Source organism: Streptomyces sp. NBC_00443 (assembly GCF_036014175.1).
Classification (GTDB): Bacteria; Actinomycetota; Actinomycetes; order Streptomycetales; family Streptomycetaceae; genus Streptomyces.
Map to the genome: position 1 here is coordinate 6,975,997 of NZ_CP107917.1, position 18,295 is coordinate 6,994,291.

The 18,295-nt window shown below is 71.8% G+C and carries 21 protein-coding genes and 1 pseudogene; 16 read left to right on the forward strand and 6 right to left on the reverse strand.

Annotated features, from left to right (window positions below):
- Position 1 precedes the first annotated feature (1 nt).
- The 5 genes from OHO27_RS31715 to hisF are packed head-to-tail and all read left to right on the forward strand — an operon-like array spanning position 2 to position 2,699.
- A complete protein-coding gene (locus tag OHO27_RS31715; RefSeq protein WP_328428390.1) occupies positions 2-166 on the forward strand; it encodes a hypothetical protein in 165 nt (54 codons plus the stop codon).
- On the forward strand, positions 163-807 hold the full coding sequence (hisH, locus tag OHO27_RS31720) for an imidazole glycerol phosphate synthase subunit HisH (protein WP_443059636.1): 645 nt from the start codon (positions 163-165) through the stop codon (positions 805-807). The genes OHO27_RS31715 and hisH overlap by 4 nt, the downstream gene beginning before the upstream one ends.
- A gap of 4 nt (positions 808-811) precedes the next feature.
- The gene (gene priA / locus OHO27_RS31725) at positions 812-1,537 is read left to right on the forward strand and encodes a bifunctional 1-(5-phosphoribosyl)-5-((5-phosphoribosylamino)methylideneamino)imidazole-4-carboxamide isomerase/phosphoribosylanthranilate isomerase PriA (protein WP_328428392.1); all 726 of its coding nucleotides are present in this window, start codon (positions 812-814) and stop codon (positions 1,535-1,537) included.
- On the forward strand, positions 1,534-1,947 hold the full coding sequence (locus OHO27_RS31730) for a RidA family protein (RefSeq protein WP_328428393.1): 414 nt from the start codon (positions 1,534-1,536) through the stop codon (positions 1,945-1,947). Before priA ends, OHO27_RS31730 begins: the two co-directional genes overlap by 4 nt.
- Positions 1,944-2,699 (forward strand): imidazole glycerol phosphate synthase subunit HisF, encoded by a 756-nt coding sequence (gene hisF / locus OHO27_RS31735; RefSeq protein ID WP_328428394.1) that lies wholly within the window; start codon positions 1,944-1,946, stop codon positions 2,697-2,699. Before OHO27_RS31730 ends, hisF begins: the two co-directional genes overlap by 4 nt.
- 390 nt (positions 2,700-3,089) lie before the next feature.
- Here hisF and OHO27_RS31740 read toward each other — a convergent pair whose 3' ends face one another.
- Positions 3,090-3,725, reverse strand: coding sequence for a TIGR03085 family metal-binding protein (locus OHO27_RS31740; protein ID WP_328428395.1), 636 nt, complete (start codon positions 3,723-3,725; stop codon positions 3,090-3,092).
- A gap of 74 nt (positions 3,726-3,799) precedes the next feature.
- Here OHO27_RS31740 and hisI point away from each other — a divergent pair, with 74 nt between their 5' ends.
- From hisI to lgt, 11 genes are all read left to right on the forward strand, one after another.
- Positions 3,800-4,228 (forward strand): phosphoribosyl-AMP cyclohydrolase, encoded by a 429-nt coding sequence (gene hisI / locus OHO27_RS31745; protein ID WP_443059637.1) that lies wholly within the window; start codon positions 3,800-3,802, stop codon positions 4,226-4,228.
- Between the two features lie 11 nt (positions 4,229-4,239).
- Positions 4,240-5,727 (forward strand): anthranilate synthase component I, encoded by a 1,488-nt coding sequence (locus OHO27_RS31750; protein ID WP_328428397.1) that lies wholly within the window; start codon positions 4,240-4,242, stop codon positions 5,725-5,727.
- A gap of 95 nt (positions 5,728-5,822) precedes the next feature.
- The gene (locus tag OHO27_RS31755; RefSeq protein WP_328428398.1) at positions 5,823-6,467 is read left to right on the forward strand and encodes a TIGR02234 family membrane protein; all 645 of its coding nucleotides are present in this window, start codon (positions 5,823-5,825) and stop codon (positions 6,465-6,467) included.
- Positions 6,468-6,583: 116 nt separating this feature from the next.
- Positions 6,584-6,832, forward strand: a complete 249-nt coding sequence (locus OHO27_RS31760) for an HGxxPAAW family protein (RefSeq protein WP_328428399.1) — start codon at positions 6,584-6,586, stop codon at positions 6,830-6,832.
- Between the two features lie 77 nt (positions 6,833-6,909).
- The gene (locus tag OHO27_RS31765; protein WP_328428400.1) at positions 6,910-7,356 is read left to right on the forward strand and encodes a DUF2752 domain-containing protein; all 447 of its coding nucleotides are present in this window, start codon (positions 6,910-6,912) and stop codon (positions 7,354-7,356) included.
- A gap of 136 nt (positions 7,357-7,492) precedes the next feature.
- Complete coding sequence (gene trpC, locus OHO27_RS31770) at positions 7,493-8,302, forward strand: indole-3-glycerol phosphate synthase TrpC (RefSeq protein ID WP_328428401.1); 810 nt, start codon at positions 7,493-7,495, stop codon at positions 8,300-8,302.
- Between the two features lie 21 nt (positions 8,303-8,323).
- Entirely contained in the window at positions 8,324-8,491 is a 168-nt protein-coding gene (gene trpM / locus OHO27_RS43235) for a tryptophan biosynthesis modulator TrpM (protein WP_164932276.1), read from the forward strand.
- A 109-nt stretch (positions 8,492-8,600) separates the two neighbouring features.
- Entirely contained in the window at positions 8,601-9,887 is a 1,287-nt protein-coding gene (gene trpB / locus OHO27_RS31775; protein WP_328428402.1) for a tryptophan synthase subunit beta, read from the forward strand.
- Complete coding sequence (gene trpA / locus OHO27_RS31780; RefSeq protein WP_328428403.1) at positions 9,884-10,702, forward strand: tryptophan synthase subunit alpha; 819 nt, start codon at positions 9,884-9,886, stop codon at positions 10,700-10,702. The genes trpB and trpA overlap by 4 nt, the downstream gene beginning before the upstream one ends.
- 130 nt (positions 10,703-10,832) lie before the next feature.
- Complete coding sequence (locus OHO27_RS31785) at positions 10,833-11,609, forward strand: DsbA family protein (protein WP_328428404.1); 777 nt, start codon at positions 10,833-10,835, stop codon at positions 11,607-11,609.
- A 99-nt stretch (positions 11,610-11,708) separates the two neighbouring features.
- The gene (gene lgt / locus OHO27_RS31790) at positions 11,709-12,704 is read left to right on the forward strand and encodes a prolipoprotein diacylglyceryl transferase (protein WP_328428405.1); all 996 of its coding nucleotides are present in this window, start codon (positions 11,709-11,711) and stop codon (positions 12,702-12,704) included.
- 70 nt (positions 12,705-12,774) lie between these two features.
- Here the strand turns inward: lgt and OHO27_RS31795 are convergent, their stop codons facing one another.
- The 5 genes and pseudogenes from OHO27_RS31795 to OHO27_RS31815 all read right to left on the reverse strand — a co-directional run bounded on the left by OHO27_RS31795 (position 12,775) and on the right by OHO27_RS31815 (position 18,294).
- On the reverse strand, positions 12,775-13,608 hold the full coding sequence (locus tag OHO27_RS31795) for an HpcH/HpaI aldolase/citrate lyase family protein (RefSeq protein WP_328428406.1): 834 nt from the start codon (positions 13,606-13,608) through the stop codon (positions 12,775-12,777).
- Complete coding sequence (locus OHO27_RS31800; protein WP_328428407.1) at positions 13,605-14,831, reverse strand: CaiB/BaiF CoA transferase family protein; 1,227 nt, start codon at positions 14,829-14,831, stop codon at positions 13,605-13,607. The genes OHO27_RS31795 and OHO27_RS31800 overlap by 4 nt, the downstream gene beginning before the upstream one ends.
- Positions 14,828-15,721: a ribokinase gene (rbsK, locus tag OHO27_RS31805; protein ID WP_328428408.1), complete on the reverse strand. Its 894-nt coding sequence runs from the start codon at positions 15,719-15,721 to the stop codon at positions 14,828-14,830. Before rbsK ends, OHO27_RS31800 begins: the two co-directional genes overlap by 4 nt.
- Positions 15,718-17,113 (reverse strand): annotated as a pseudogene (locus tag OHO27_RS31810) (ADP-ribosylglycohydrolase family protein). Before OHO27_RS31810 ends, rbsK begins: the two are co-directional and overlap by 4 nt.
- Complete coding sequence (locus OHO27_RS31815; protein ID WP_328428409.1) at positions 17,101-18,294, reverse strand: ADP-ribosylglycohydrolase family protein; 1,194 nt, start codon at positions 18,292-18,294, stop codon at positions 17,101-17,103. The pseudogene OHO27_RS31810 and the gene OHO27_RS31815 overlap by 13 nt, the downstream one beginning before the upstream one ends.
- Between the last annotated feature and the right edge of the window lies 1 nt (position 18,295).

The window sequence follows — 18,295 nt, forward strand, 5'->3', positions numbered from 1 at the left end:
GATGAGCGGGCTGTCCACCATCCTGATCGTCGTCGGCCTCTTCCTGGTCGGCGGCATCATCTCCTTCGCCAAGCAGCAGATGCCGAAGAGCCTCATCGTGCTGCTCTCGATAGGCGCCGCGATGTGTCTCGTCGCCGGTGTCCTGAGGCTGGAGGTGTGGAATTGAGCGCTTCTTCGAAGAAGGTCGTCGTCTTCGACTACGGCTTCGGCAATGTGAGGTCCGCCGAGCGCGCCCTCGCGCGCGCGGGAGCCGACGTCGAGATCACGCGTGACTACGACAAGGCCATGAACGCCGACGGCCTGCTGGTGCCGGGCGTCGGCGCGTTCGCCGCCTGCATGCAGGGCCTGAAGGAGGCCCGCGGCGACTGGATCGTCGAGCGACGGCTGTCCGGCGGGCGCCCGGTGATGGGCATCTGTGTCGGCATGCAGATCTTGTTCGCGCGCGGCATCGAGCACGGGGTCGAGACCGAGGGCCTCGGCGAGTGGCCCGGCTCGGTCGAGCCGCTGCAGGCCGACATCGTGCCCCACATGGGCTGGAACACCGTGGACGTGGCGGCCGGCTCCGAGCTGTTCGCCGGGCTGGACGCGGACGCGCGCTTCTACTTCGTGCACTCCTACGCGGTCCACGACTGGACCCTGGAGACCGGGAACCCGCTGATGACCGCGCCGCTGGTCACCTGGTCGACGCACGGCAAGCCCTTCGTGGCCGCCGTGGAGAACGGCGCCCTGTGGGCCACGCAGTTCCACCCCGAGAAGTCCGGCGACGCCGGAGCGCAGCTGCTCACCAACTGGATCGGAACCCTGTAGAGACATGGCCAAGCTCGAACTCCTCCCCGCCGTAGACGTCCGCGACGGCCAGGCCGTCCGCCTCGTGCACGGCGAGTCCGGCACCGAGACCTCCTACGGCTCCCCCCTGGAGGCCGCCCTGGCCTGGCAGCGCTCGGGCGCCGAGTGGCTGCACCTGGTCGACCTGGACGCCGCCTTCGGCACCGGCGACAACCGCGGCCTGATCGCCGAGGTCGCGAAGGCGATGGACATCAAGGTCGAGCTGTCCGGCGGCATCCGCGACGACGCCTCCCTGGCCGCCGCGCTCGCCACGGGCTGCACGCGCGTGAACCTCGGTACGGCCGCCCTGGAGACCCCTGAGTGGGTCGCCAAGGTCATCGCCGAGCACGGCGACAAGATCGCCGTCGGTCTCGACGTACGCGGCACGACCCTGCGCGGTCGCGGCTGGACCCGTGACGGCGGCGACCTCTACGAGACGCTGGAGCGCCTCAACAACGAGGGCTGCGCCCGCTATGTCGTCACCGACATCGCCAAGGACGGCACGCTCCAGGGCCCGAACCTGGAGCTGCTGAAGAACGTCTGCGCGGCGACGGACCGCCCGGTGGTGGCCTCCGGAGGGGTCTCCTCGCTGGACGACCTGCGGGCCATCGCCGAGCTGGTCCCCCTCGGTGTCGAGGGCTCCATCGTCGGGAAGGCCCTGTACGCGAAGGCGTTCACCCTGGAAGAGGCCCTGGAGGTTGTCTCGTCATGACGTCCGATGCCGTACGGCGCGTACAGAGCGGAAGTCCTTGGGAAGAGTCCTTCGGTTTCGCACGTGCCGTGGCGGCGGGCGACCGCGTCCTGGTCGCGGGCACGACGCCCTTCAAGGGCGACGTGCTGTACGGCGAGGGCGACCCGTACGAACAGGCCAAGGTGGCCTTCGCCAACGCCATCGAGGCGATCGGCGAGTTCGGGCTCGACGCCGGGTCGGTGGTCCGTACGCGGATGTACCTGACGCACGCGCGGGACGTGGAGGCCGTGGGCCGGGCCCACAAGGAGTTCTTCGACGCCGTGCGCCCCGTCTCGACGCTGCTGGTCGTCGAGGGGTTCGTGGACTCGCGCATCCTGGTCGAAGTGGAAATAGAAGCATTCAGAAGGACGTTGGAGGAGCCGGTTTCATGACCCTGGCGGTCCGAGTCATCCCCTGCCTGGACGTGGACAACGGCCGGGTCGTCAAGGGCGTCAACTTCCAGAACCTGCGCGACGCGGGCGACCCCGTCGAGATGGCCAAGGTGTACGACGCCGAGGGCGCCGACGAGCTGACGTTCCTGGACATCACCGCGTCGTCCGGCAACCGCGAGACGACCTACGACGTGGTGCGCCGCACCGCCGAGCAGGTGTTCATCCCGCTGACGGTCGGCGGCGGGGTGCGCACGGCCGAGGACGTGAACAAGCTGCTGCGTGCGGGCGCGGACAAGGTGGGCGTCAACACCGCGGCCATCGCGCGCCCCGAGCTGATCCATGAGATCGCCGAGCGGTTCGGGCGGCAGGTGCTGGTGCTGTCGGTCGACGCGCGGCGCACGCCCGAGGGCACCTTCGAGGTGACCACCCACGGCGGCCGCCGCGGCACCGGCCTGGACGCCGTCGAGTGGGCGCACCGCGCGGCCGAGCTGGGCGCGGGCGAGATCCTGCTCAACTCGATGGACGCGGACGGCACCAAGGACGGCTACGACCTGGAGATGATCCAGGCCGTACGCAAGCACGTGACGATCCCGGTGATCGCCTCCGGCGGCGCCGGCAAGCTCACCGACTTCCCGCCGGCCATCGAGGCGGGGGCGGACGCGGTGCTGGCGGCGTCAGTGTTCCACTTCGGGGATCTGCGGATCGGCGAGGTGAAGGAGACGCTGCGGACGGCGGGACACCCCGTCCGCTGACCTCGGGCTGAGCCCCGGCCGTGCTGGAAGCGGCCGGGGCTTTCTCGCACCCCAGCGCCCTGGTCTGCGGGCTCGGCGGCACGGTCGGCCTGTGCGCAGGGAGCCTGCGCCGGGCGGAACTGCCTCGCTGACCGGCGCAGACCGCAGCGCCGTCGCCGTGGCGCTGCCGGCCGGAGCCCCTGTCCGGCGCCGCGATCGGGCCGTTGCGCACAGGGTCTGCGCCCGGCCGGACCTCCTCGCTGACCGGCGCAGACCGCAGCGCCGTCGCCGTGGCGCTGCCGGCCGGAGCCCATGACCGGCGCCATTCTCGGGCCGTTGCGTACGGGGTCTGCGCCCGGCCGGACCTCCTCGCTGACCGGCGCAGACCGCGAGCGACTTCCGGAGACCCGGCTAGATCCCGAGCTGCTTCGTCTCGTGCAGCTTGGCGATCGCGTCCTTGTCGCCGTCCAGCTCGACCTTGGCGGCGCCCTGGCGGCCGTAGGAGAACAGCAGCAGTTCCGAGGGCTCGCCGGTCACCGTGACGACCGGGGTGCCGCGGTGGGCGACCGCCGTCTGGCCGTCGGGGCGGCGCAGCACCAGGCCTGTGGGGGCGGTACGGCCCATCAGGCGGGCGGAGCGCTCCAGGCGGGACCAGAGGGCGTCCTGGAAGACCGGGTCGAGCTCGCGCGGCGTCCAGTCCGGCCGGGCGCGGCGGACGTCCTCCGTGTGGACGTAGAACTCGAGCGTGTTGGACGCCTCGTCGATCTGCTTGAGCTGGAACGGCGAGAAGCGCGGCGGGCCGGTGCGGATGAGCTGGATCAGCTCCTCGTACGGCTTGGCCGCGAACTCCGCCATCGCCTTGTCCAGGCGCGGCGCGAGCTGCTTGATCAGAATGCCGGCGGCAGCGTCGGGGCGGCGCTCGCGCACCACCACGTGCGCGGCCAGATCACGGGTCGTCCAGCCCTCGCAGAGGGTGGGGGCCTCGGGGCCCTCGGCCTCCAAGAGGTCGGCCAGGAGAAGTCGTTCACGCTTGGCGAAAGTCGACATGGAGTCAGCCTACGGCCGCGTACCGGGTCCGCCCAGTGGACAGCAGGCCGTCACTGTCAGTTGCGCGCGGCACAATGGCATGCATGACCACCAGCACGCCCCGTCAGCCCAGTCCGCTGGACCCCGAGATCGCCGCGCGCCTCAAGCACAGCGCGGACGGGCTCCTGCCCGCCATCGCCCAGCAGTACGACACCGGGGAGGTGCTCATGCTCGGCTGGATGGACGACGAGGCGCTGCATCGCACGCTCACCACCGGCCGCTGCACCTACTGGTCGCGCAGCCGCCAGGAGTACTGGGTCAAGGGCGACACCTCCGGCCACTTCCAGTGGGTGAAGTCCGTGGCCCTGGACTGCGACGCCGACACCGTGCTCGTCAAGGTCGACCAGGTGGGCGCGGCCTGCCACACGGGCGCGCGTACCTGCTTCGACGAGGACGTGCTGCTCAAGGACGGCGCCGCCGGCGCTCCCGGCAGCGATTCCGGCGCACCGGCCACGGATCAGTAGGGTCAGCCGCCATGGACCTCGAGACGTTCCGCAAGCTGGCCACCGACCGCCGCGTCATTCCGGTCACCCGCAAGCTCCTCGCCGACGGCGACACCCCGGTCGCGCTCTACCGCAAGCTCGCCGCCGAGCGCCCCGGCACCTTCCTGCTGGAGTCCGCGGAGAACGGCCGGTCCTGGTCCCGCTACTCGTTCGTGGGCGTCCGCTCCGCGGCCACGCTCACCGCGCGCGACGGACAGGCCCACTGGCTCGGCGCCGCGCCCGTCGGCGTCCCCGTCGAGGGCGACCCGCTCGCCGCCCTGCGCGCCACCATCGAGGCCCTGCACACCCCGCGCGACCTCGCCCACGACCTGAACCTGCCGCCGTTCACCGGCGGCATGGTCGGCTACCTCGGCTACGACATCGTGCGCCGCCTGGAGAAGATCGGCCCCGGCGAGCGCGACGACCTGGGGCTGCCCGAGCTGACCATGCTGCTGACCAGTGACCTCGCCGTCATGGACCACTGGGAGGGCTCCGTCCTGCTGATCGCCAACGCGATCAACCACAACGACCTCGACACGGGCGTCGACGAGGCCTACGCGGACGCGATCGCCCGCCTCGACGCGATGCAGGCCGACCTCTCGCGCGCGGTCGCCCAGCCCCCGGCGGTGCTGCCGCCCTCGGAGCTCCCCGAGTACACGGCCCTGTGGGGCGGTGAGGACTTCCAGGAGGCCGTCGAGGACATCAAGGAGCGCATCCGGGCCGGCGAGGCCTTCCAGGTGGTCCCCTCCCAGCGCTTCGAAACGCCGTGCACGGCAAGCGCGTTGGACGTCTACCGCGTCCTCAGGGCGACCAACCCGTCGCCGTACATGTACCTGTTCCGGTTCGACGGTTTCGATGTCGTCGGCTCGTCCCCCGAGGCCCTGGTGAAGGTCGAGGACGGGCAGGCCATGGTCCACCCCATCGCCGGCACCCGGTGGCGCGGGGCGACCCCGCAGGAGGACCAGGCCCTCGCCGACGAACTGCTCGCCGACCCCAAGGAGCGCGCCGAGCACCTCATGCTGGTCGACCTGGGCCGCAACGACCTGGGGCGGGTCTGCGAGCCGGGTTCGGTCGAGGTCGTCGACTTCATGTCCATCGAGCGCTACTCCCACGTGATGCACATCGTCTCGACGGTGACGGGCCGCGTCGCGCCCGGCCGCACCGCCTTCGACGTCCTGACGGCCTGCTTCCCGGCCGGCACCCTCTCCGGCGCCCCCAAGCCCCGCGCGATGCAGATCATCGACGAACTGGAGCCGTCCAGAAGGGGGCTGTACGGCGGCTGCGTCGGCTACCTCGACTTCGCGGGCGACTCCGACACCGCCATCGCGATCCGTACGGCCCTGCTGCGGCAGGGCACCGCGTACGTCCAGGCGGGCGCGGGCATCGTCGCCGACTCCGACCCCGTCGCCGAGGACACCGAGTGCCGCAACAAGGCGGCCGCCGTACTGCGGGCCGTGCACACGGCGAACCGGCTCGAGTGACCCCTCAAGTGACCCCTCGCAGCCGCCGTCCGTGGACCCGGGTGGCGGCCATCACCTGAACCCCGGGTGTCTGATCGATCGGGGTTCGGGTGATAGTGGGGTACGTGACAGTCGTTCCTCCTCCCCGTTCCGATGCCCCGGCTTCCGCCCGGGCCGGCCGCATGAGCCTCGCCGTCGCCCTGCTGTGCGGTGCGCTCGGCGCGGCCGTGGCACTGCTCTCCACCCGGCAGCTCTGGTCGGAGGGCACAGCGACGGTGCCCGGCGGCGCGTTCCCCCTGACCGCCAAGGGCAGCGACGTCACGGGCGTCCCCGCGGCCCTGGCCATAGTGGGGCTCGCCGCGCTCGTCGCCGTCTTCGCCGTCCGCCGGGCCGGCCGCTTCATGGTCGCCGGACTGCTCGCGCTCTCCGGCGCCGGCACCGTCGTCGCGGCCCTGCTCGGCGCCTCCGACAGCTCCGCGCTGGACGAGAAGGCCGCGCAGGCCTCCGGCGACACCTCGGCCACCGTCCAGGCGCTCACCCACACCGGCTGGCCGTACGTCGCGGCCGTCGGCGGCGCCCTGATCCTGCTCGCCGGACTGCTGGCCCTGCGCTACGGCCGGCTGTGGCCCGGCATGTCCGGCCGCTACGAGCGCTCCGGCGCACCCCGGCCGCGCGGCAGGAAGGCCCCGGCCGCCGACCCCGACCGGCCGGAAGAGCTGTGGAAGGCCCTCGACCGGGGCGAGGACCCGACCGGAGCCTGAGACCCGTCCGGGCGCGCCGTGACCCCCGATCACCGCACGCGCACGCGTGCGGGACAATGACTGCGAGCGACCGGCTCAACCACGTACGACACGTACACAGCAACGAGGAGCAAGCAATGGCGGGCAGCAGCCACGGTCACACCCCGGCCGCCTGGACCGGTGTCACGATCGCCTTCATCGGTTTCTGCGTCTCGGGCGCCTTCATGGTGTTGGCCCAGCCCGCGGGCTTCTGGGCCGGCCTGGGTGTCGTGGTCCTCGGCGGCGTCGTCGGCTGGATCATGCGCGGCATGGGCCTCGGCCAGCCCAAGGACGCGCACGAGGCGCTCATCGAGCAGCAGCGCGAGCCGGCGAGCGTCGAGAGCTGACACGCGTACGACTTCGTGAGGGGCGACCCGGCGCCGAACAGGGCGCGGTGGGCGCCCCTCACGCGTGTGCGGGCACAATGCATGGTGTGAACGCCAACAGCCAGAGGGTGACGCGGCCCGGCCCGGGGAGTGTGCTCGGGCGGCTGGCCGTCCCGGCCGGGATCCTCGCGGCCGTGGCCGGCGCCTTCACGTACGTCGGTGCCGTCGACCCGAACGAGCCCGGCCACTACCCCGCCTGTCCGCTCCTGCAGCTCACCGGCATCTACTGCCCCGGCTGCGGCGGACTGCGCAGTGCGCACGCCGTCGCCCACGGGGACTTCCTGGCGGCGCTCCAGGACAACGCGCTGGCCGTCGTCGGCTACGGGCTCTTCGCCGCGGTGTGGACCGTCTGGGTGGTCCGTGCGGTGCGCGGGCGGCCGTTCAGGATCGATCTCGGGCCGGCGCAGCTGTGGGCCGCGGGCGCGTTGCTGCTGGTCTTCACGGTTGTCCGGAACCTGCCGTTCGGTGGCTGGCTACACCCTTGATCAATTGGAGAACGTCCAGGTAGTGGGACCGGCGTCAACCGGATGCGAGGCCTAAGCCCTCCTGCGGATACCATCGCAGTGACCATAGGTTTCGTACCGCTTTTCTCAGTCAACCGTCTGGAAGGGGGCCGCTCGCGTGAGTGTGCTCGACGAGATCATCGACGGAGTCCGTGCCGACCTCGCGGAGCGGCAGGCGCGCGTCAGCCTCGACGAGCTCAAGGAGCGCGCGGCGAAGGCGCCCGCGGCCAAGGACGGGGTCGCCGCACTCAAGGGCGACGGCGTCAAGGTCATCTGCGAGGTCAAGCGCTCCAGCCCCTCCAAGGGCGCGCTGGCCGCGATCGCCGACCCGGCCGGGCTCGCCGCGGACTACGAGGCGGGCGGCGCGGCCGTCATCTCCGTGCTGACGGAACAGCGCCGCTTCGGCGGCTCGCTGGCCGACCTGGAGGCGGTCCGCGCGCGCGTGGACATCCCGGTCCTGCGCAAGGACTTCATCGTCACGTCGTACCAGCTGTGGGAGGCCCGGGCCTACGGCGCCGACCTCGCCCTGCTGATCGTCGCGGCCCTGGACCAGTCGGCGCTGGAGTCGCTGATCGAGCGCGCGGTGTCCATCGGCCTGACCCCGCTGGTCGAGGTGCACGACGAGGACGAGGTCGAGCGTGCCGTGGACGCCGGCGCGAAGATCATCGGCGTCAACGCGCGGAACCTGAAGACCCTGGAGGTCGACCGCGGGACGTTCGAGCGCATCGCACCCGAGATCCCGGCCAACCTCGTCAAGATCGCCGAGTCCGGCGTCCGCGGCCCCCACGACCTCATCGCCTACGCCAACGCCGGCGCCGACGCGGTCCTGGTCGGCGAGTCCCTGGTGACCGGCAAGGACCCGAAGTCCGCGGTCTCCGACCTGGTCGCAGCGGGCGAGCACCCGGCACTGCGGCACGGCCGCAGCTGATCATTCGCTAGGCTTGCCCCGATGACGCTCACGACGACGACCACGGACAGGTACGCCCGCCTCGCGCGCGGCTGCCGCCCCCGTGGCTGCCGTGCGCCCGCGCGACGCGTGCATGGCCGTCGGGTCCGATACGTCATCGGGGACGAACCTGGGCAGGTAAACGGCCGTCGATGGCAGCGCGCCCTATAGGGGCGCGGGGAACTGCGCGACAAGCCACAGCCGGCCGGCAGCCGACTGACGAAGCCCCGCCCCCACGGCGATTAGTGATCTCTCCACAAACTCACCGTGAGGTACACGCATGCCCAGCGACTTCTTCATCCCCGACCCCGAGGGCCAAGTCCCCACCCCCGAAGGCTACTTCGGCGCCTTCGGCGGCAAGTTCATCCCGGAGGCCCTCGTCGCCGCCGTCGACGAGGTGGCCGTCGAGTACGACAAGGCCAAGCACGACCCCGAGTTCGCCCGGGAACTCGACGACCTCCTGGTCAACTACACCGGCCGCCCCAGCTCCCTCACCGAGGTCCCCCGTTTCGCCGCGGAAGCGGGCGGCGCACGGATCTTCCTGAAGCGGGAAGACCTCAACCACACCGGCTCCCACAAGATCAACAACGTGCTCGGCCAGGCCCTGCTCACCAAGCGCATGGGCAAGACCCGCGTGATCGCCGAGACCGGCGCCGGCCAGCACGGCGTCGCGACGGCGACGGCCTGCGCACTGTTCGGCCTCGACTGCACCATCTACATGGGCGAGATCGACACCCGGCGCCAGGCCCTCAACGTGGCCCGGATGCGCATGCTCGGCGCCGAGGTCATCGCCGTGAAGTCCGGCAGCCGCACCCTCAAGGACGCCATCAACGAGGCGTTCCGCGACTGGGTCGCCAACGTCGACCACACGCACTACCTCTTCGGCACGGTCGCCGGCCCGCACCCCTTCCCCGCCATGGTCCGCGACTTCCACCGCGTCATCGGCGTCGAGGCCCGCCGCCAGCTCCTGGAGCACGCAGGCCGTCTCCCCGACGCCGCCGTCGCCTGCGTCGGCGGTGGCTCCAACGCCATCGGCCTCTTCCACGCCTTCATCCCGGACGCCACCGTCCGCCTCATCGGCTGCGAACCGGCGGGCCACGGCGTGGAGACCGGCGAGCACGCGGCCACCCTGACCGCGGGCGAGCCCGGCATCCTGCACGGCTCCCGCTCCTACGTCCTGCAGGACGACGAGGGCCAGATCACCGAGCCGTACTCGATCTCGGCCGGTCTGGACTACCCGGGCATCGGCCCCGAGCACTCCTACCTCAAGGACAGCGGTCGCGGCGAGTACCGCGCGGTCACCGACGACGCCGCCATGCAGGCGCTGCGCCTGCTGTCGCGGACCGAGGGCATCATCCCGGCCATCGAGAGCGCCCACGCGCTCGCCGGGGCCCTCGAAGTCGGCCGGGAGCTGGGCAAGGACGGGCTGATCGTCGTCAACCTGTCCGGGCGCGGCGACAAGGACATGGACACGGCCGCGCGTTACTTCGGCCTGTACGACACCGACGCCGAGGTCGCCGCCGACGCCAACGGCGGCGCCGCCGAGATCCAGGGGGACGCCAAGTGAGCGGGAACATCCAGCTGTTGACGGACACCCTGAACGCCGCCAAGGGCGAGGGCCGCTCCGCGCTCATCGCCTACCTGCCGGCCGGGTTCCCCACCGTGGACGGCGGCATCGAGGCGATCAAGGCCGCACTCGACGGGGGCGCGGACGTCGTGGAGGTCGGTCTGCCGCACAGCGACCCCGTCCTCGACGGCCCCGTCATCCAGACCGCCGACGACATCGCCCTCAAGGGCGGGGTCAAGATCGCGGACGTCATGCGTACCGTCCGCGAGGCGCACGAGGCCACCGGGAAGCCGATCCTCGTCATGACGTACTGGAACCCCATCGACCGCTACGGCGTCGAGCGCTTCACCGCCGAACTGGCGGAAGCGGGCGGGGCGGGCTGCATCCTGCCCGACCTGCCCGTGCAGGAGTCGGCCCTGTGGAGGGAGCACGCCGAGAAGCACGGGCTCGCGACGGTCTTCGTGGTGGCGCCCAGCAGCAGGGACGAGCGGCTCGCGCAGATCACCGCGGCGGGCAGCGGCTTCGTCTACGCCGCCTCGCTCATGGGCGTCACCGGCACTCGCGAGTCCGTGGGCGCGCAGGCCCAGGACCTCGTCGAGCGCACCCGGGCCACCGGCACCGGACTGCCCGTCTGCGTCGGGCTCGGCGTCTCCGACGCCAGGCAGGCGGCGGAGGTCGCCGGCTTCGCCGACGGCGTGATCGTCGGCTCGGCCTTCGTCAAGCGGATGCTGGACGCACCGGACGACGCGGCCGGCGTCGAGGCCGTGCGGACGCTCGCCGGTGAGCTGGCGAAGGGCGTGCGCCGGCAGGCGTAGGCGGTGTTCCGTCCGGTGTTCTCGGCAGCGGAATACATCTTCAGACGAAGGGTCTTCCGTACGAGTCGCTCGAACGGGTGGACCTGAGGCCGGGGAGGCGCGCAGCGCCTCCCCGGTTCGTTCTGCGGGTGTGAGCGAAAAGAATCGTGACGCAAAGCGGACCGCCCGGGAGCGGCTGGCGGTCGAGCGTGAGAAGCAGAAGGCCGCCGACAAGCGGCGCCGCGCGCTGATCGTGGGCGCGAGCGTCGTCTGCGTCCTCGGCCTCGCGGCGGTGATCGGAGTCGTCGCGGCGAACGCCGGCAAGGACGACAGCAGCGAGTCGGCGGGCCCGGTCGTCGGACCCTCGGGGGCGCAGGGCAAGGACGGTCTCGCGATCCCGGTCGGCGAGGAGAGCGCGAAGTCGACGCTCACGATCTGGGAGGACTTCCGCTGCCCGGCCTGCAAGTCCTTCGAGGACGCGTACAGATCGACGATCCATGAGCTGACGGACGCCGGCCAGCTCAAGGTCGACTACCACCTGGCGACGATCATCGACGGCAACATGGGCGGCACCGGCTCGCGCAACGCCGCCAACGCCGCGGCCTGCGCCCAGGACGCCGGGAAGTTCACGCCGTACCACGACGTGCTGTACCAGAACCAGCCGCCGGAGGTCGACGACGCCTTCGCCAAGAACGGCAAGCTCCTGGAGCTCGCCGCCAAGGTCAAGGGCCTGGACACGCCCGCCTTCCGCAAGTGCGTCGAGGACGGCACCCACAACAGCTGGGTCGACAAGTCCAACGAGGCGTTCAAGAAGGGCGGCTTCAGCGGCACGCCGACGGTGCTGCTGAACGGCAAGAACATCTACCAGGACCAGACGATGACCCCGGCCAAGCTGAAGCAGATGGTGGAGGAGGCCGCCAAGGGGTGACCTCCGGTGGGCAGGCCGCCTGTGGGCACTGCCTGTTATGGACCCGTAGCCGGGCTGCCTGACATCGCTGCCGCCCGGCAGGGTAGCGTCGACCTTGCCATGGAACTTGCCTACATTCCCAGCCCGTCGCGCGGGGTGATCCACCTCGGTCCCATTCCGCTGCGCGGCTACGCCTTCTGCATCATCATCGGTGTCTTCGTAGCCGTCTGGCTCGGCAACAAACGCTGGATCGCCCGGGGCGGGCGATCTGGCACGGTGGCCGACATCGCGGTCTGGGCCGTGCCGTTCGGCCTGGTCGGCGGGCGCCTCTACCACGTGATCACGGACTACCAGCTGTACTTCAGCGAGGGCCGCGACTGGGTGGACGCCTTCAAGATCTGGGAGGGCGGCCTCGGCATCTGGGGCGCCATCGCCTTCGGCGCGCTGGGCGCGTGGATCGGCTGCCGCCGCCGTGGCATCCCGCTGCCCGCGTACGCCGACGCCGTCGCCCCCGGCATCGCCTTCGCCCAGGCGATCGGCCGCTGGGGCAACTGGTTCAACCAGGAGCTGTACGGACGGCCGACCGACCTCCCGTGGGCGCTGGAGATCACGTCCTCGACGGACGGGCGGGTGCCGGGCACCTACCACCCGACGTTCCTGTACGAGTCGCTGTGGTGCATCGGCGTCGCGGTGCTGGTGATCTGGGCCGACCGCCGCTTCAAGCTGGGCCACGGTCGGGCGTTCGCCCTGTACGTAGCCGCGTACTGCGCGGGGCGCGCATGGATCGAGTACATGCGGGTCGACGACGCCCACCACATCCTGGGCCTGCGGCTGAACGTCTGGACCGCGCTGATCGTGTTCCTGCTGGCGGTGACGTACCTCGTGCTGTCCGCGAAGAAGCGCCCCGGCCGGGAAGAGATCGTGGAGCCGGGTGCCGCCGACGCCGACCGTGAGGTCGAGGGTGGTGACGAGGCCGACGGTGAGAAGGCCGGATCGGCCTCTTCGGACCGCTCGGCAGACTCGGAGGCGTCCGACGACTCCGACACGTCGGACGCATCGGACGCGGAGAGCAAGAAGGAATCCAGCGACGCGGCCGAGTCGGCCAAGAAGAGCTGACGGTCGGTCGTACGTCGACGAGGGCGCCCGCCGCATACCGAAAGGTGTGCCGGGCGCCCTCGTCGCGTATTCAGGTGCGGCGCGCCAGGGACAGCGTGCGCTGCGCCGTCGCGACCACCGCGGCGTCGATGAAGCTTCCGTCCGGGAGGGCCTGGGCGCCCCGGTTCGTCGCCGCCGCCTTGATGATCGTCTCCGCCTGTTCCAGTTCCTCCTCCGTGGGGAGGTAGGCGCGTTCGATCACCGGGAGCTGGCGCGGGTGGATGGCCGTACGGCCCAGGAAACCCAGGGCACGGCCGTGCGCGCAGGTTGCCGCCAGGCCGTCCAGGTCGCGGATATCGGGGTGGACCGACTGCGGCGGAGGGGCCAGGCCCGCGGCCCTGGCCGCGACGATGACCCGGGAGCGGGACCAGTCGAGGCCCGCGTCGCCCCGGATGCCCAGGTCGGCCCGCAGATCCGACTCGCCGAGGGCGATCCCGCGCAGGGACGGATGGGCGGAGGCGATCGCGTACGCGCGCTCGATGCCCAGGGCCGACTCCAGCAAGGCGTGCAGCGGCGGTGCGCCGCCCGCGCTGGGCGGTGTGGTCTCCGCGAGGTGGACGATCTGGTCGGCGGACCGCACCTTGGGCAGACGGATGCCGGACAGGCCGGGGCGCGTGGCCAGCGCCTCAAGGTCCTTGGCCGCCGCCGGGGTGTCCAGGGCGTTCACGCGGACATGGACGGGGACGGGGTGCTCCGGTTCCGCGAGCAGGTCGGCGGTGGCCGACCGGGCGTAGTCCTTGCGGTCCGGGGCCACCGCGTCCTCCAGGTCGACGATGACGATGTCGGCGCCGGACGTCAGGGCCTTGGCCACCACATGGGGGCGGTCGCCGGGGGCGTACAGCCAGGTCAGGGGGTAGGGCGTCACAGGGCGCCCTCCTCGCGCAGGGCCGCCAGCTCGGAGGAGGTCAGGCCCAGGCCGGTGAGGATCTCGTCCGTGTCCGCGCCGTGCGGGCGGCCTGTCCAGCGGATCGTGCCGGGGGTGGCGGAGAGGCGGAAGAGGACGTTCTGCATGCGGAGCGGGCCCAGTTCGGGGTCGTCGACGGTGGTGATCGTGTCGAGGGCCGCGTACTGGGGGTCCGCCATCACGTCCCGTACGTCCTGGATCGGAGCGACCGCCGCCTCCGCCTTGTCGAAGGCTGCGAGGACGTCGGCGCGGGTGTGGCGGGCGATCCAGTCGCCGACCGCCTTGTCGAGGACGTCGGCGTGGCGGGCCCGGTCGGCGCCCGTCGCGAACCACGGCTCGTCGATCAGCTCGGGGCGTCCCACCAGGTGCATCACGCGCTCGGCGATCGACTGGGCCGAGGTGGAGACGGCGACCCAGGTGCCGTCCGCGGTGCGGTACGTGTTGCGCGGGGCGTTGTTGGCGGAGCGGTTGCCGGTGCGTTCCTGGACGTAGCCGAGCTGGTCGTACCAGGTCGCCTGGGGGCCGAGCGCCAGCAGCATCGGCTCGATGAGGGCCATGTCGACGACCTGGCCCTCGCCGGTGCGCTCGCGCGCGGCCAGGGCCGTCATCACGGCGTACGCGGTGGCGAGGCCCGCGATCGAGTCGGCCAGGCCGAAGGGCGGGAGCGTCGGGGGCGCGTCCGGTTCGCCGGTGAGCGCGGCGAAGCCGCTCATCGCCTCGGCGAGGGTGCCGAAGCCGGGGCGGTGAGCGTAGGGGCCGAACTGGCCGAAGCCGGTGATGCGGGCGAGGACCAGGCGGGGATTGGCGGCGGAGAGCTCCGGCCAGCCGAGGTCCCACTTCTCCAGGGTGCCGGGGCGGAAGTTCTCGATGACGACGTCCGCCGTGGCGACCAGGCGCAGGAGGGTGGCGCGACCGCCGGGCTTGGACAGGTTGAGGGTGATCGTGCGCTTGTTGCGGCCGAGGACCTTCCACCACAGGCCGACGCCGTCCTTCGACGGGCCGTGGCCGCGGGAGGGGTCCGGTTTCTCGGGGTGCTCGACCTTGACGACCTCCGCGCCGAAGTCGCCGAGCATCGTGGCGGCGAGGGGGCCGGCGAAGAGGGTGGCCAGGTCCAGGACGCGGAGACCGGTCAGTGGAGCCCTGGCGGTTTCCGTCACCCGGGCTGCCTGCGATGCCTCGGTCATGACGCGTACCGTTCCTCGATCTCGGGGCGGTACGGCATCGCCACCGTGGCGCCCTCGCGCTGGACCGACAAGGCGGCTGCCGCGGACGCCCAGGCCAGGGCCTCGTGCATGGGCCGCTCTTCGCCGAGCGCCACCGCGAGGGCGCCGACGAAGGTGTCGCCGGCCCCGGTGGAGTCGACGGCGTTGACCTTCGGGGCGGGGACGGTCACAGGATCTGCGCCTCGGCTGACGTACAGGCTGCCGAGCGCGCCCAGGGTGACGACGACCGCAGGGACCAGGTCGAGCAGCCCGATGGCCGCATCGCGGGGGTCGGTGCGGCCGGTGAGGGTGGCGGCCTCGTGCTCGTTGGGGACCAACAGGTCGACGGCGGCGAAGAGTTCGTCCGGCAGAGGCTGCGCGGGGGCCGGGGTGAGGATCGTACGGACACCGTGGCGGCGGGCCGCCTGGGCGCCGGCGAGGACCGCGGCCAGCGGGATCTCCAACTGGAGCAGCAGCGTGTCGGCGGAGGCGATGACGCCCTCGTCGCCGGGGCTGAGGTGGTCCAGCGTGCCGTTCGCGCCGGGAATCACGACGATCGCGTTGCCGCCCTCGTCGTCCACGACGATGTGCGCGGTGCCGGACGGGCCCTCGGCCGTGCGGAGGTCGTCGGTGTCCACACCGGAGTGTTCGAGGGTGGAGCGCAGGTGGGTGCCGTAGGCGTCGTTGCCGACGGCGCCGATCATCAGGACGTTGCCGCCCGCGCGGGCCGCCGCGATCGCCTGGTTGGCGCCCTTGCCGCCGGGGATCGTACGGAACTCCCGGCCCGTCACGGTCTCGCCGCGCTGCGGGGCCTTCTCGACGTACGTGACGAGGTCCATGTTCGTGCTGCCGAGCACGACGATGTCGGTCATGGGTGAGCGGCCTCCAAGGGGGTGAGTCGGTGGGTCAGCTCGTGCGTCAGCCGGGCGAGCGTGTCGAAGCCGGTGCCGTCGAAGTCGGCGACGGAGGTGGCGAGCCGGTTCTTGAGGGGTCCGTCCAGCGGGCGGGGAGGGCGGTTGGGGTGCCGGCGAGGAGGGCGGCGATGCTGCCTGCGGTCGCGCCGTTGGAGTCGGTGTCCCAACCTCCCGACACGGCACGGCAGATGGAGCCGGTGAAGTCGCCGTCCGCGTGGGTGAGGGCGGCGGTGATCAGGGCCGTGTTGGGGATGGCGTGGACCCAGTGGTGGGTGTCCGCGTGGGCGGCGTGGAGTTCGTCGACGACCGTGTCGAAGTCCTCGTGGGTCCGGGCGAGCCGGACGGCGTGGTGGATCGCCTCGGCCAGGCGGGAGCGCGGGGGGACCACCGTGAGACCGGTGCGCAGGCAGGCGTGGACGTCCTGGGCGCCGGTCGCCGTCGCTGCCTGTGCGATGACCGCGGCCGTGAACATCGCCGCGTAGACGCCGTTGGCGGTGTGGGTGAGGGTCGCGTCGCGGTGGGCCTGTTCGGCTGCGGCGGCCGGGTCGCCGGGGTTGGTCCAGCCGTGGACGTCCGCGCGGATGAGGGCGCCGATCCATTCGCGGAAGGGATTGCGGTGCCGGGCCGTGTGCGGGGGTTCGATGCCGAGGAGCAGGTTGCGGTGGGCGATGCGCTCGGCCGTGAACGTGCGGCCGGGCGGAAGTTCGTCGAGCCAGAGGCCGGCCACGTCGGTGGTGGTGAAGGCTTTGCCGTGGCGTTGGAGCAGGAGGAGGTTGAGCACGGGGTAGTTGAGGTCGTCGTCCTCGGGCATGCCGTCGATGTTCTCGGCGAGGGAGGTGGTCGCCGAGCGGCGGTTCCAGGGGTGGGTGGCGAGGAGGTCCTCGGGAACACCGCGAGCGGTGAAGTAGGTGCTCAGGGGCCAGTTGCCGGTGGATCCGGCCAGTTGGCGGATGGCTTCCAGGGGAGCTTTTCCACGGGCTTGCCCAGGAGGCAGCCGACGGCCCGGCCGAGCCAGGCGGCCTCGTAGCGGGTGGGAGCGGGCGGTGCTGTGGGTGTGCCGGGATCGCCCGGCCAGTCCGGGCACCGGGACTTGATCCTGTCCAGATCCGTCGGCTCGTCGTCCTTCAACCTGCTGGGCAGGTCCGCCAGTTCGTCCAGCAGGTCTTTGGCCAGTGTCCGCAGATACCTCGACGCCGGCTCCGCGGACGAGCCCGCCCGCAGCGGGGCCTGTCCGCCGCCCGCCGCCGTCCACCTCGCCGCGATCCTCGACGGCTCCCTGCCGTCCAGGGCCGCCTGGCGCAGTTCGTGGCCGAGCAGGTCCTCGGGCTGGACCCAGGTCAGTCGGAGCATGCTCGGCCCTCCAGTGCGGTGAAGGCCGCCTCGTGGGCGCGGCGTCGGCGGACGTCACGGGCGTGGATCTCGCGCGTCACCTCGGTCAGCGTGCGAGCCGGTTCCCAGAGGTCGAGGCGGCTGGCCTCCGCGACCGTCTTCGACCAGTCCTGAGGGGGCGGTGAGCCCAGGGCGCCGCACACGGCGCCGGCCATCGTCGCGATGGAGTCGCAGTCGCGGCCGTAGTTCACGGCGCCGAGGACGGCCTGGCGGTAGTCGCCGTTCGCGACGAGCAACATGCCCAGGGCGATGGGGAGTTCCTCGATGGCGTGCAGGCGGGAGGGGCGACGGGCACCGAGGGAAGGCTGCCGGTAGTCGGGGCCGACCGTGTCGTACGGGGTGACCGCCTCCCGGAGCGGGGCCAGGGCCGACTCGAAGTCGCTGTGGGGGCTCGCCGCTTCGCAGATCTTCTCGATCGCGGTCCGCGTGCCGTCCTTGGCCAGGGAGAGACAGGCCGTGACGACCGAGTCCGGTGTCGCCCCCGGCGTGCACGCCGCTGCCACCGCCGCCGCGAAGACGCCCGCCGCCTCACGGCCGTACGACGACTGGTGGGCGCCCGCGATGTCCAGCGCCTCGGCGTACGCCGCCCTCGGATCGGCCGCGTTGACCAGGCCGACCGGGGCCATGTACATCGCGGCACCGCAGTTGACGATGTTGCCGACGCCCGCCTCACGCGGGTCCACGTGGCCGTAGTGGAGGCGCGTCACCAGCCACTTCTCCGCCAGGAAGATGCGGTGCAGAGGGAGGGCCTGCGACTCCAGTTCCGGGATCCAGCGCGGGTTCGTCATCAGGTCCGGGACCAGGTGGTCGGCGATCGCGTACGCGTCGAGGTGGTCGCGGACCGTCCCGTAGACGCGGATCAGCGCATGCGTCATCAACGTGTCGTCGGTGACGTGCCCGTCGCCCTTGTGATACGGCGCGATGGGGCGGGCCGTGCGCCAGGCGTCGCCGTTCCAGGGGCCGACGATGCCGTGGATACGGCCGCCGTGGCGCTGAAGGATCTGGTCGGGGGAGTAGCCCTCCACCGGGCCGCCGAGGGCGTCGCCGACCGCCGCGCCGACCAGGGCGCCGGTGATCCGCTCATCGAGACGCGGGCCACTGTCTTCTCGCGGGCCACTGGTTTCTTGTGCTTTGGGCGTCATG